Source organism: Microbacterium sp. NPDC003461, from assembly GCF_053588335.1.
In genome coordinates this window covers 64,402-76,937 of sequence record NZ_JBSFPT010000011.1, presented here as the reverse complement: position 1 = coordinate 76,937, position 12,536 = coordinate 64,402, and the positions used below count along the sequence as shown (strand labels likewise).

The following is a 12,536-nucleotide window of genomic DNA, read 5'->3' as shown; positions in this document are numbered from 1 at the left end:
CGTGCGGCCGCCGATGCGGCCGCCCCGCGGCGCGAAGCGCCGCCTCGCTCTCGCGGGACGCGAGAGCGCGAGCACGCGAGCGGCACGGCGAAGCCGTGCCCGAGCGCGCGCAGATTCAAGAAAAGAAACAGCCCGCGAAGCGGGTGCCCGAGCGCGCGCAGACGCTTCTGAAAAGAAAACAGACGCTTCTGAAAAGAAAACAGAACGGGCCCCGTCCGAAGACGGGGCCCGTTCTGCTTGCTGTGTTACGCGATCGCCTTGACGTCCAGCGGGATGCCGGGGCCGAACGTGGTCGACACCGAGCCCTTCTGGATGTACTGGCCCTTGGCGCTCGACGGCTTCAGGCGGACGATCTCGTCCAGCGCGGCCGTGATGTTGGCCTCGAGCTGCTCCGGCGCGAACGACGCCTTGCCCACGATGAAGTGGATGTTGGCGTGCTTGTCGACGCGGAACTCGATCTTTCCGCCCTTGATCTCCTCGACGGCCTTGGCCGGGTTCGGGGTGACGGTGCCCGTCTTGGGGTTCGGCATGAGGCCGCGGGGGCCCAGCACCTTGCCCAGGCGCCCGACCTGGCCCATGAGCTCCGGCACCGCCACGGCGGCGTCGAAGTCGGTCCAGCCGGCGGCGACCTTCTCGATGAGCTCGGCGCCGCCGACCTCATCGGCGCCCGCGGCGATGGCGGCCTCGGCGGCCGCACCGTTCGCGAACACGATGACGCGGGCGGTCTTGCCCGTGCCGTGCGGGAGCATGACGGTGCCGCGCACCATCTGGTCGGCCTTGCGGGGGTCGACCGAGAGCTTCAGCGCGACCTCGACGGTGGCGTCGAACTTCTTCGAGCCGGTCTCGCGCGCGAGCGCTACGGCCTCGGCGGGCGTGTAGTACTTGCCGGCCTCGATCTTCTCGGCGGCGGCGATGTAAGCCTTGGACTTGGTAGCCATTGTCGTGATCCCCCTCAGTCCTCGACCGTGATGCCCATGGAGCGGGCGGTGCCGGCGATGATCTTCGAGGCAGCCTCGAGGTCGTTCGCGTTCAGGTCGGGCTGCTTGGTCTTGGCGATCTCCTCGACCTGCGCCTTCGTGAGCTTGGCGACCTTCACCGTGTGGGGCGTGGCCGAGCCGCTCTTGACGCCCGCGGCCTTCTTGATCAGCTCAGCGGCCGGCGGGGTCTTCAGGACGAACGTGAAGCTGCGGTCCTCGTAGACGGTGATCTCCACGGGGATGACGTTGCCGCGCTGCGACTCGGTCGCCGCGTTGTACGCCTTGCAGAACTCCATGATGTTGACGCCGTGCTGACCCAGGGCGGGTCCGATCGGCGGCGCCGGGTTGGCCTGGCCGGCCTGGATCTGGAGCTTGATGAGCCCCGAGACCTTCTTCTTCGGTGCCATTGCACATTCCTTTCGTCGAGTGGATGCCGGATGCATCCGCTCTCCCGCATCCGGGAGCCATCCCGGAAGCGGTGGTGATCGTTCGCGCAGACAGGGCGCAAACCAGACAATCCTAGCAGGAATGCACGAGAGCCGCCCCCGGAAGGGAGCGGCTCTCGTGGGGATCCCGTGGGATCAGATCATCTTGGAGACCTGGTCGAACGACAGCTCGACCGGCGTCTCGCGCTCGAAGAGCGAGACGAGGACCGTGAGCTTGCCGCTCGCGGCGTTGATCTCGCTGATCGTGCCGGGCAGGCCCGCGAACGAGCCCTCCTTGATCGTGATGGTCTCGCCCACCTCGAAGTCGACCTCGGCGGGGATGACGCGCGGCGCGGCGCCGGTCTTGGCGGCCGACTTGCCCGAGGCGGCGACCTTCTCGGCCTCCTTGATCTCGGCGAGCGGCTTGAGCATGTTGAACGCCTCTTCGAAGCGCAGCGGCGTGGGGTTGTGCGCGTTGCCGACGAAGCCGGTCACGCCGGGCGTGTGCCGCACGACCGACCAGGTGTCCTCGTTGAGCTCCATGCGCACCAGCACGTAGCCGGGGATGCGCACGCGCGTGACCATCTTGCGCTGGCCGTTCTTGATCTCGACGACGTCCTCCATCGGGACCTCGACCTGGTAGATGTCGTCCTCGACCTCGAGCGTCGACTTGCGCTGCTCGATGTTGGCCTTCACCTTGCGCTCGAAGCCCGCGTAGGAGTGGATGACGTACCACTTGCCCTCGAGGGACCGCAGCTCGGCCCGGAACTCGGCGTAGGGGTCGTCGCCGTCGGCCGCCTCGGCCGCGCCCTCGTCGGTGCTCTCCGCCGGCTGCTCGTCGTTCTCCGCGGTGGTGTCCACGCCGTTCTCGGCGGCGTCGTCGGACAGCACCTCCGCGGCGGCCTCCGCCTCGGCCGTCTCGTCGATGTTCAGTGCGTCGTTCACGATCGCGTCCGCCTCCGGGTCGTCGATGTCGATGTCTTCGTCCGCGTCGCCCAGGTCGCCGTCGATGTGCATGGCACCGCGCTCGGCCGCCTCGTTGGCGCGCTCCTCGGACGCGAGGACGTTGCCGTCCTGCGCCTCGTCGTCCTCGCTCGACTGCTCTGCGGCGGTCGCGAGGTCGACGTCGTCGAAGTGGTTCTCAGGCACGTGGTTCTTCTCTTCCGTTCGTGCGTCGGGATCAGCTCGGCACGCCGAACACGACGGTCGCGACCCACGAGAACACGATGTCGAGCCCGTACACAAGGCCCATCACGACCACGACGAAGCCGAGCACGACGGCCGTGAACTTCAGCAGTTCAGAGCGGGTCGGCGTGACGACCTTGCGCAGCTCGGCGATGACCTGGCGGAAGAAGATCAGGATCCGCCCGAAGAAGCCGGGCTTCTTCTCGGTCGCGCCGTTTGCCGCGACGATGTCGCCCGAAACGTCCTTGGCCATTCGCTACCTTTCGTGAGCCAGCTGACGCTGACGCGCAGGGCGGACAGGAATCGAACCTGCAACCTGCGGTTTTGGAGACCGCTGCTCTGCCAATTGAGCTACCGCCCTAGAGGATCCGCGATCCTCGGGTGTCGTCCAGACCCCTCCGGGCATGCCGAAAGAATGCAGACAACTGCACGCACCAGTGTACGGCATGCGCCCGGAGCGACGACACGCGGCCCCGCGCCCCGGGCGCGTCGCGACCGCCGGGGCGTCAGTCCGCGGGCAGCAGCGTGTACTTGGGCGAGAGGTACTCGTGGATGCCCTCGAAGCCGCCCTCGCGCCCCATTCCCGACTGCTTGACACCGCCGAACGGCGCCGCGGCATTCGAGATCACGCCCACGTTGAGGCCCATCATGCCCGTCTCGAGGCGGTCGATCATGCGGTGACCGCGCGCGAGATCCTGCGTGTACACGTACGAGACGAGGCCGTACTCGGTGTCGTTCGCGAGCGCGACGGCCTCGTCCTCGGTGGCGAAGGTCGCCACGGCGAAGACGGGCCCGAAGATCTCCTCCGACATGATGCGCGCGTCCGGGGCGAGGCCCGAGAGCACGGTCGGCTCGTAGAACGTGCCGGGTCCGTCGATTCGCGCCCCGCCGCGCACGAGCGTCGCGCCGCGGTCGACGGCGTCGCGCACGAGCTCGTCGGCCTTGGCCACGGCGTCCTCGTCGATGAGCGGGCCGATCCGCACGCCCTCCTCCGTGCCGCGCCCGACGCGCATCCCGGCCACGCGCTCGGCGACCCGCCGCGTGAACTCCTCGGCGACGTCCTCGTGCACGATGATCCGGTTGGCCGCCGTGCACGCCTGCCCGACGTTGCGGAACTTCGCCGTCATGGCACCGTCGACGGCGGCGTCGAGATCCGCGTCGTCGAAGACCACGAAGGGCGCGTTGCCGCCGAGTTCCATCGACACCCGCAGCACGTTGTCGGCCGCCTGCGCGATGAGCTTCTTGCCCACGGCGGTGGATCCGGTGAACGACAGCTTGCGCAGGCGCGGATCGGACAGGATCGGCTCGGCGACGCGGCTCGACGACGAGGAGGTGATGACGTTCACGACGCCCTTCGGCAGGCCCGCCTCCTCCAGCAGGGTGACGAAGAGCATCGTGGTGAGCGGGGTCAGCTGCGCGGGCTTGATGACGCTCGTGCAGCCGGCCGCCAGCGCCGGCGCGAGCTTGCGCGTGGCCATCGCGAGCGGGAAGTTCCACGGCGTGATGAAGAAGCACGGCCCCACCGGCCGCTGCGACACGACGATCCGGCCCGTGCCCTCGGGGTTCAGCCCGTAGCGGCCCGTGATGCGCACCGCCTCCTCGCCGAACCACCGCAGGAACTCGCCGCCGTAGGCGACCTCGCCCAGCGACTCGGCGAACGGCTTGCCCATCTCGATCGTCATGACGAGCGCGAGGTCCTCCTTGCGCTCCTGCACGAGCTCCCACGCCCGCCGCAGGATCTCCCCGCGCTGCCGCGGCGGCGTGGCCGCCCACTCCTCCTGCGCGGCGACGGCCGCGTCGAGCGCGGCCGTGGCGTCGTCCGCCGTCGCGTCCGCGATGCGCGCGATGACCTCGTTCGTGGCGGGATCGCGCACCTCGAGCGTTCCCCCACCCGTCGCGTCGACCCATTCGCCCCCGATGAACAGCCCCTTCGGGATGGATCCGATCAGCGTCTTCTCGTCCATGTGCTCGCTCCTCCTGTCCGCGGGGACCGCGCCGCGGCCTCCCCGGCCCATCGTGCATCAGCGCGCGGCGGATCGCGAGGGCGCGCCGCGGGGCCTGACGACGGGGAGGGCGTGGTCCTACGATTGACGCGTGACCGAACGCGCGCCGCTGTCCCGCAAGATCTCCGCCATCGCCGAATCCGCCACGCTCAAGGTGGATGCCAAGGCGAAGGCGCTGAAGGCCGAGGGCCGCCCCGTCATCTCGTACGCGGCCGGCGAGCCGGACTTCCCCACGCCGCCGTTCATCGTCGAGGCCGCGGCGGAGGCGCTGAAGGACCCCGCGAACTTCCGCTACACCGCGGCCGCCGGGCTGCCCGCGCTGCGCGAGGCGATCGCCGCGAAGACGCTGCGCGACTCGGGCCTGGAGGTCTCGCCGTCGCAGATCATCGTGACCAACGGCGGCAAGCAGTCGGTCTACCAGGCGTTCCAGGCCGTCGTGAACCCCGGTGACGAGGTCCTGCTGCCCGCGCCGTACTGGACGACCTACCCGGAGGCGATCCAGCTCGCCGACGGCACGCCCGTCGAGGTGTTCGCCGGGTCCGAGCAGGACTACAAGGTGACCGTCGACCAGCTGGAGGCCGCGCGCACCGATCGCACGACGGCGCTCGTGTTCGTCTCGCCCTCCAACCCCACCGGATCGGTGTACACCGAGGAGGAGACGCGCGCGATCGGCGAATGGGCGCTCGCGCACGGCATCTGGGTGATCACCGACGAGATCTACCAGAACCTCACCTACGACGGGGCGCGGGCCGTCTCGATCGTCGAGGCCGTGCCCGAGCTGGCCGGCCAGACGATCCTCGTCAACGGCGTCGCCAAGACCTACGCCATGACGGGCTGGCGCGTGGGCTGGATGATCGGCCCGGTCGACGCGATCAGGATCGCGGCGAACCTGCAGTCCCACCTCACGAGCAACGTCAACAACGTCGCACAGCGCGCCGCGATCGCGGCGCTGAGCGGGCCGCAGGACGAGGTGGACCGGATGCGCGAGGCGTTCGACCGCCGCCGGCGCCTGATCGTCGACGAGCTGTCGCGGATCCCGGGCGTCTCGGTGCCGACGCCGCAGGGCGCGTTCTACGCCTACCCCGACGTGACGGGCCTGCTCGGCCGCGAATGGGCGGGCCGACGGGTCGAGACCTCGCTCGAGCTGGCCGATCTCATCCTCGACGAGGCCGAGGTGGCCGTCGTCCCCGGCGAGGCCTTCGGCCCGAGCGGCTTCCTGCGCCTGTCGTACGCGCTCGGCGACGACCAGCTGCTCGAGGGGGTGCGCCGCCTGCAGCGCCTGTTCGGCGCCTGAGCGGCCGCGACCGCCCCTCGCTGCCGATATATGCCGTCCGGATCCGTCCGGTTCCATTGAGGCGCACCCCACGGCCTCCTACGATGAACACGCAGGCTCGGTCCTACGAAAGCGCCCCTGCACCATCCCCCACCCGCGCGACGCGCGTCGCGTGAACCCCGACTGCAGGGAGACGCCTCCGCATGAGCACGTCCACGACCGACGGCGGCGGTCGCCGCGAAGAATTCGACGACCTGTTCCCGACGGGATCGCCGGAGCAGGCCGAGTTCTCGATCGGCTTCCGCGGCTACGACCGCGAGGAGGTGGACGCGGCGGTCGCCGACCTCGGCTCGAAGCTGCAGAGCGTCTCGGCGCGGCTCGCCTCGCTCGAGGACCGGCACCGCCAGGAGCTCGAGGAGCAGCGCGCCGAGGCCGAGCGGCTGCGCGCGGAGGCCGAGCGGCTGCGCGCCGAGTCGGAGGAGCGCGCCGCGCAGCTCGCGGCGGCGCAGGCGAAGGCCGCAGAGGCGGAGCAGCAGATCGCCGCGCTCACGACGGAGCTCTCGGACGGCGCGGGCGACGGCGATCAGCCGCAGACCCGTCAGCAGTTCGAGGCCGTGCTGCGCGTGGCCGAGGAGCAGGCGAACACGCTCATCCAGAACACCGCGCTGCAGGCCGAGCGCCTGCTCGAGGCCGCGCGCGACGACGTCGCCGCGCAGCGCGCCGAGCTCGACGCCGATGTGGCGCGCATCACGGCGCAGGCCCAGCACGACGCCGACCAGATCCGTCTCAAGATGGAGACGGAGTACATGGCGCACGAGGCCCGCATCGAGCGCGAGGCGAAGCACGCCGCCGAGAAGGTGGCGCAGGCCGAGCGCGAGGCGGCCGCGATCCGCACCGAGGCCGAGAAGGGTGCCGCCGCGCTGCGCGCGCTCGTGACGAGCGAGACCTCGCAGCTGCGCGCCGACACGGAGCGCGAGGTGCGCGAGATGAACGCCCGCCTGCTGGAGTTCGAGGAGTCGCTCACCCGCCGCCAGGACGACGCGCAGCAGGAGTTCCTCGTGCTGCACAACCAGGCCGTGGCGCACGCCGAGCGCATCACGGCGGATGCGAACGAGCAGGTCGCCGCATCGCTCGAGCACGCCCAGCGGATCTCGGCGAAGGCCGACGACTACGAGCGCCTGATGCGCGCGCAGGCGGCGCAGATCGAGGCCGACGCGCAGGTGCGCGCCCGCGAGACGCTCGAGCGCGCGCGGGCGAAGGCCCAGAAGATCGTCGAGACGGTCACGGGGCACACGACGGCCGTGCTGCACGACGCCGAGGACCGCGCCCGCCAGCTGCGCTGGCAGCAGCAGCAGCTGACGAGCTACATGGCGGAGGTGCGCGAGCTGATCCGCCCCGACGGCCCGCTCTCCGCCGCGCCCGAGGCGCCCGACGCCGATGCCGACGCACAGGGCGAGCCCTCGCGCGCCGACTGAGCCCCGGGCCCGCCGGCCGAGCCCATGTCCGCAAGTCTCTGTCGAATCCGGCTGTTCAGACGCGCGGACTTGGCAGAGACTTGCGGACAAAGAGACCGGCGCGCGCCGACTGAGCCCCGGGCCCGCCGGGGCGGCCGCCGAACGGCGTCAGCGGCCGCTCACAGCTCCACGCCGATGAACACCGGCTCGGGGCGCAGCTCGATGCCGAACTCCTGCGCCACGCGCATCTGCACGAAGCGGGCGAGCTCCGCGATCTCGCCGGCGGTCGCTCCCCCGCGGTTCGTGATCGCGAGGGTGTGCTTGGTCGACAGCGAGGCGCGCGAGCGGCCGAGCCGGAAGCCCTTGCGCAGGCCCGAGTGCTCGATGAGCCACGCCGCGCTCACCTTCACGGGCACGACCCGCTGCGCGGGGGCCGGCACCCAGCCGTCGAACCGCTCGAGCGGGATCACCGAGACGGCGTCGATGTCGGGCTCCATCGGCCAGCGCGGGCAGTCGGCGGGCAGCGAGCGCGCCTCCTGCTCGGTGACGATCGGGTTGTTGAAGAACGAGCCGGCGCTGCGGGTGTCGTCGTCGGCGGCGTCGAGCACCATGCCCTTGGCCGCGCGGATGCGCAGCACGGTGTCGCGGATCGACGCCAGCGAGGCCTCCGCACCCGGCGGCAGGCCGATCGCCGAGGCGATGCGCGCGTCCGTGACGGGGCGCGGATCCGTGCCCACGCGCTCGAGCTCGAGCGTGAGCGAGAGGATCACCGCCGAGCGCGCGGGCTCCTCGCCGTAGTGCCGCTTCAGGTCGGAGGTGCGCGGGCCGAGCCCCAGCTCGGCGGCGGGCACCACGTGCACCTCGCCGGTGGCCTCGTCGATCAGCTCGACCTCGACGAGCGTCTGCACGATCTCCTGCCCGTAGGCGCCGACGTTCTGGATGGGCGCCGCGCCGGCCGTGCCGGGGATGCCCGACATCGCCTCGATGCCGCGCAGGCCCTGCGACACCGACCAGGCCACGAGCTCGTCCCAGTTCTGCCCCGCCTCCACGCGCACGCGCACGCGCCCCTCCGGCGCGCCGGGAACCTCTGCGAAGCCGGTCGTGAGGATCCGCACGACGGTGCCGTCGAAGGGCTCGTCTCCCGCCAGCAGGTTCGATCCGCCGCCGAGCACGAACCAGTCGTCGCCGTCGGCCCACACCTCCCGCAGGGCCGCGACGAGTTCGTCGCGCGTGCGCGCCTCGACCATGCGGGCGGGCGCGGCGCCCACCTGCAGGGTCGTCAGCCGCGACAGCGGGATCGACTCGGCCGGCTCCGTCACACCCGCACCCGCAGCTGGGCCTTGCCGAGCACCTTCGTCTCGCCGTGGCTCACCGTCAGGTCCACGCGCGCCGTGCCGTCGTCCTCGACCTTGCCGACGGTGGCGACGATCGCCACGTCCGCGCCGGCCTCGGCGTCGACGACGACGGGCTTGGTGAACTTCACGCCGTACTCGAGGATGCGGCCGGCGTCGCCGAGCGCATCGGCCACGACCGATCCGGCGATGCCCATGGTGAGCATGCCGTGCGCGAGCACGCCGGGCAGGCCCACGCGCTGGGCGACATCGTCGCGGTAGTGGATCGGGTTGAAGTCGCCCGACGCCCCGGCGTAGCGCACGAGCGACTCGCGCGTGAGGTGCACGGTGCGCTCGGCAAGCACGTCTCCGGCGTTCATTCGGCCCCTCCCACGACGAGGATCGAGGTGGTCGTGACCACGTGCGCACCGTCGGCGTCGACGACGTCCGACTCGCTCGTGACCATCGACGCGCCGCCCATCGCGCGCACCTGCGTCACGCGCAGCGTGGCGGTGAGCTCGTCGCCGGCCACGATCGGGCGCGAGTAGCGGAACCGCTGCTCGGCGTGCACCGTGCGCTCCAGCACGATGCCGGCGGACTCGTCGCCCAGCAGCTGCTGCAGCGTGAGGTCCTGCACGACCATCGCGAAGGTCGGCGGCGCCACGACATCGGCGTAGCCGAGGGCGCGCGCGGCCTCGACGTCGTGATGCTGCGGGGACTGCGCGAGCACGGCGCGCGCGAACTCGCGCACCTTCTCGCGACCCACGAGGTACGGCGGCGTCGGCGGGAACTCCCGGCCGACGAGATCAGGATTCACGGCCACCGTTCGATCCTACGCGGCTTGTCGTGGCCGCTCCCGGTCAGCGGCCCTGGCGGCCGGCGCGGATCGCGCGCTGCGCCATCTGCGCGGCGATGAGCACGAGGAACGCCACGAACAGCCAGTTCGCCACGACGGGGTCCACGACGCCGGCGACGATCGCCCCGAGCGGCGTCGTGACGCACGTCGCCAGGGCGATCACCCCCGCGGCCGCCCAGTCGATGTTGCGGTTGCGCCAGTTGCGCCACGCGCCCGACATGGTCGTGGGGATCATCATGAGCAGCGACGTGCCCTTGGCGACGAGGTCGCTCGCGCCGAAGAGGAGGATCAGCACCGGCACGACGATGATTCCGCCGCCCACGCCGATGAGGCCGGACAGCACGCCCGTGACGACGCCCGTCGCGATGAGCGCGAGCCCGATCCAGACGTTCATCGGCACGTCTGCGCTGCGGTCCGGGATGATGAAGAAGAGGCTGATCATGACGACGACGAGGAAGCCGACGAAGATCCAGCGCAGGGCCGCCTCGCTGATCCGATGCAGCAGCTGCGCCCCGATCGGCGCGCCGACGACGCCGCCGACGGCGAGCAGCGCCGCCGCCAGCCAGTTCACCTGATCGTGCGCGGCGTAGGAGATGACGCCGACCGCGGCGGTGACGATGATCGACGCGCCCGACGTGCCCGAGGCGAGCTTCTGCCCGAACGCCGCCAGCAGCACGAGCAGAGGCACGATCACGGTGCCGCCGCCCACGCCGAACAGGCCGGACATGAAGCCGGAGACGAGGCCGATCGCCACGAACGCGAGGTAGGTCCTGGGGGTGCGGGCGTCGGCGGTCATCGGGCTCCTGTTCTCGGCGGCAACCGCTCCACGCTACCCCGGCGGTTCGCCCCGCGGATCAGTTCCGGGCGGCCTTGGCCGCGTAGAGCACCGCATCGGCGCGCGCTCCGACCGACGCGGCGTCGTCGCCGTCGCGCAGCTCGGCCACGCCCCACGACCAGCCGCCGCCCGCCTCGGCGTGCAGGCGCGTCATCGTCGCCTCGGCTGCGGCGGCCGACGCACCCGGCAGGAGGATGACGAACTCGTCGCCGCCCACCCGGCCGATCACGTCGTCCGCGCGCAGCGCGTCGCGCCACGCCTCCACCGCGGACTGGAGCAGGCGGTCGCCCGCGTCGTGGCCCTGCTCGTCGTTGATCTGCTTGAAGCCGTCGAAGTCGACGGCGACGTAGGCGAGCGGCAGCCCCCGCCGCCGCGTGCGCTCGGCGGCGCGCTCGAAGGCGCGGTCGAGGCCGAGGCGGTTCAGGGCGCGCGTGAGGGGATCGGTCTCGGCGAGCGTGCGCTCCCCGTGGCGCACGGCGTGCACCGCCTCGAGCAGCAGCCAGGCGGTGGCGATGGCCGCGACGAGCGGCATCGATCCGACCGCCTCGGCGACCTCCGCGGGAAGGAACGCCACCGTCGCGAGCACGCCGAGGATGATGGCGGCCAGGAAGGAGCGCCCGACGCGGCGGCGATAGAACCACCCCGAGATCACCGCGAACAGCGGCAGGCAGAACAGCAGCTCGATGAGCCCGTCCGCGTCGTCGCGCACGCCCGCCCGCACCATGAGGGTGACCGCCATCACGCCCGCCCAGACGAGGACGCCCCAGTGGGGGTAGCGCGCGCCGAGCCGGACCGCGACGAAGATGGCCGCCACGCCGACGGCGACGGCCGCGGTCTCGGCCACCACCTGCCACACGGTCATCGCCGACATCAGGCCGACGGCGGCGCTGGCGACGTAGAGGGCGGCCGCCCCGATCGACACGAGCGCCGGCCAGGCCTGCACGCTCTCGTCCACCGTGTCGCCCGTGATCACCGGCGCGGTGATGGTGTCGGCCCGCGGCGGTCGCTCGCGCTTCTCGCGGTACAGGTCGTCGTCGGCGAGACGCACGAGCATGTCGAGCCCCGGCCCGTACTGCAGCCGCACCAGCCCGGCGCTGAACGGCTGCGCGGCTGCCTCGCGCAGGCGCGCCTCCACCTCGCGCGCGGCCGCCTCGCCCGAGGCGCGGAAGATGATGACGAACTCGTCGCCGCCCCAGCGCCCGACCACGTCGTTCGGCCCGAGCACCTCCTGCCACGACGCGACGGTCGCCCGCAGCAGCGCGTCGCCCGCGGCATGGCCGTGCTGGTCGTTGACGGGCTTGAGCCCGTCGATGTCGGCGACGAGGATCCAGCGCTCCGCCCCCGACCGGCGGGTCTCGCGCACGTAGCGGTTCAGTCCCCGCCGGTTGAGCGCTCCCGTGAGGGGATCGGTCCGCACCACGCGGGAGAGGTCCTCCCCCAGCGCGAGCGAGACCTCGAGCACGAGCCAGCACACGATCCCGCCGTACACGACCACCCACGACCCGCTCGATGTGTGCATCGGCTCGATGCGGCCGCCGAAGACGGCCACCGCGCAGATGGCGATGACGACGGCGGCGGCCAGGCGCGCCATGCCGGCGGGCTGGAAGCCGAGGTACACCATCAGCACGGGCACGACGAGGAGCGCCGCGACCACCGTGCCGGGGTGGTCGCTCGAGGTCAGGACCGCCGCGATCCCGCCGCCCAGCAGGAACGACAGGGCCATCCCCGCCCAGCGGGGGAACCGCCGCCCGGCGATGAGCGCCACGAGCATGCCCGCCAGACCGAACAGCAGCACCGTGACCTCGGGCGCGGCCTGCACCGAGCCGTGATCGTGCGCGAGGAGGTGCGCCCCGGCGAGCACGGCGAAGTAGAGCGAGCCGATGGCGGTGGTGAGCGAAAAGCGCGACTGGTGCTTCCACGCCCGGCGCACGCGGCTGACGAGGGGAGTCAGGACCCTGTCGTTCGAACGTGCCATGTCTCACCGGTTCGGGCACTCCGGCGGTGCCATGTGACCGGGCCGCCGGGTGCTGTGTGGTCGGGGGTGCGAGTGCGCCCTGACCATACCGAACGGGCCTGGGCATCCGCCATAGCTGCCCGGGGACTATCGGGCAGCATTCCGGAAGACACTCTCGGCAGGGTCTCCGGCGCAAATCGGCACACCACTCCCACCCGTCACACTGGTAACGTCGCGCTCGAG

The 12,536-nt window shown here is 71.6% G+C and carries 12 protein-coding genes and 1 tRNA gene; 2 read left to right on the top strand and 11 right to left on the bottom strand.

The features are described from left to right. Positions 1–245: 245 nt before the first annotated feature. The 6 genes from rplA to ACWDR7_RS06605 all read right to left on the bottom strand — a co-directional run bounded on the left by rplA (position 246) and on the right by ACWDR7_RS06605 (position 4,551). Entirely contained in the window at positions 246–938 is a 693-nt protein-coding gene (gene rplA, locus ACWDR7_RS06630; RefSeq protein ID WP_449854138.1) for a 50S ribosomal protein L1, read from the bottom strand. A 14-nt stretch (positions 939–952) separates the two neighbouring features. Continuing rightward, entirely contained in the window at positions 953–1,384 is a 432-nt protein-coding gene (gene rplK / locus ACWDR7_RS06625) for a 50S ribosomal protein L11 (protein ID WP_449854137.1), read from the bottom strand. Between the two features lie 174 nt (positions 1,385–1,558). Further along, on the bottom strand, positions 1,559–2,551 hold the full coding sequence (gene nusG, locus ACWDR7_RS06620) for a transcription termination/antitermination protein NusG (RefSeq protein ID WP_449854136.1): 993 nt from the start codon (positions 2,549–2,551) through the stop codon (positions 1,559–1,561). A gap of 31 nt (positions 2,552–2,582) precedes the next feature. Beyond that, positions 2,583–2,840 carry a preprotein translocase subunit SecE gene (gene secE, locus ACWDR7_RS06615; RefSeq protein ID WP_449854135.1) on the bottom strand — a complete coding sequence of 86 codons (258 nt, stop codon included), beginning with the start codon at positions 2,838–2,840 and terminating at the stop codon, positions 2,583–2,585. Between the two features lie 35 nt (positions 2,841–2,875). Further along, positions 2,876–2,948, bottom strand: a tRNA-Trp gene (locus tag ACWDR7_RS06610). A gap of 145 nt (positions 2,949–3,093) precedes the next feature. Continuing rightward, complete coding sequence (locus ACWDR7_RS06605; RefSeq protein WP_449854134.1) at positions 3,094–4,551, bottom strand: NAD-dependent succinate-semialdehyde dehydrogenase; 1,458 nt, start codon at positions 4,549–4,551, stop codon at positions 3,094–3,096. Positions 4,552–4,681: 130 nt separating this feature from the next. Between ACWDR7_RS06605 and ACWDR7_RS06600 the strand changes: the two genes are divergently transcribed. Next, entirely contained in the window at positions 4,682–5,884 is a 1,203-nt protein-coding gene (locus ACWDR7_RS06600; protein ID WP_449854133.1) for a pyridoxal phosphate-dependent aminotransferase, read from the top strand. A 182-nt stretch (positions 5,885–6,066) separates the two neighbouring features. Beyond that, on the top strand, positions 6,067–7,338 hold the full coding sequence (locus ACWDR7_RS06595; RefSeq protein ID WP_449854132.1) for a cell division initiation protein: 1,272 nt from the start codon (positions 6,067–6,069) through the stop codon (positions 7,336–7,338). Positions 7,339–7,496: 158 nt separating this feature from the next. Here the strand turns inward: ACWDR7_RS06595 and ACWDR7_RS06590 are convergent, their stop codons facing one another. The 5 genes from ACWDR7_RS06590 to ACWDR7_RS06570 are packed head-to-tail and all read right to left on the bottom strand — an operon-like array spanning position 7,497 to position 12,314. Continuing rightward, on the bottom strand, positions 7,497–8,636 hold the full coding sequence (locus ACWDR7_RS06590; protein WP_449854131.1) for a UDP-N-acetylmuramate dehydrogenase: 1,140 nt from the start codon (positions 8,634–8,636) through the stop codon (positions 7,497–7,499). Then, entirely contained in the window at positions 8,633–9,028 is a 396-nt protein-coding gene (locus tag ACWDR7_RS06585; protein WP_449854130.1) for a MaoC/PaaZ C-terminal domain-containing protein, read from the bottom strand. Before ACWDR7_RS06585 ends, ACWDR7_RS06590 begins: the two co-directional genes overlap by 4 nt. Beyond that, positions 9,025–9,471 (bottom strand): FAS1-like dehydratase domain-containing protein, encoded by a 447-nt coding sequence (locus tag ACWDR7_RS06580; RefSeq protein WP_449854129.1) that lies wholly within the window; start codon positions 9,469–9,471, stop codon positions 9,025–9,027. The genes ACWDR7_RS06585 and ACWDR7_RS06580 overlap by 4 nt, the downstream gene beginning before the upstream one ends. Before the next feature lie 37 nt (positions 9,472–9,508). Next, entirely contained in the window at positions 9,509–10,300 is a 792-nt protein-coding gene (locus tag ACWDR7_RS06575) for a sulfite exporter TauE/SafE family protein (protein ID WP_449854128.1), read from the bottom strand. A 58-nt stretch (positions 10,301–10,358) separates the two neighbouring features. Beyond that, on the bottom strand, positions 10,359–12,314 hold the full coding sequence (locus ACWDR7_RS06570; protein ID WP_449854127.1) for a diguanylate cyclase domain-containing protein: 1,956 nt from the start codon (positions 12,312–12,314) through the stop codon (positions 10,359–10,361). Between the last annotated feature and the right edge of the window lie 222 nt (positions 12,315–12,536).

Coding starts and splice junctions, on each gene's coding strand:
- rplK (WP_449854137.1), bottom strand. CDS start 1,384: ATGGCACCGAAGAAGAAGGTCTCGGGGCTCATCAAGCTCCAGATCCAG.
- ACWDR7_RS06570 (WP_449854127.1), bottom strand. CDS start 12,314: ATGGCACGTTCGAACGACAGGGTCCTGACTCCCCTCGTCAGCCGCGTG.
- secE (WP_449854135.1), bottom strand. CDS start 2,840: ATGGCCAAGGACGTTTCGGGCGACATCGTCGCGGCAAACGGCGCGACC.
- rplA (WP_449854138.1), bottom strand. CDS start 938: ATGGCTACCAAGTCCAAGGCTTACATCGCCGCCGCCGAGAAGATCGAG.
- ACWDR7_RS06605 (WP_449854134.1), bottom strand. CDS start 4,551: ATGGACGAGAAGACGCTGATCGGATCCATCCCGAAGGGGCTGTTCATC.
- ACWDR7_RS06585 (WP_449854130.1), bottom strand. CDS start 9,028: ATGAACGCCGGAGACGTGCTTGCCGAGCGCACCGTGCACCTCACGCGC.
- ACWDR7_RS06595 (WP_449854132.1), top strand. CDS start 6,067: ATGAGCACGTCCACGACCGACGGCGGCGGTCGCCGCGAAGAATTCGAC.
- ACWDR7_RS06575 (WP_449854128.1), bottom strand. CDS start 10,300: ATGACCGCCGACGCCCGCACCCCCAGGACCTACCTCGCGTTCGTGGCG.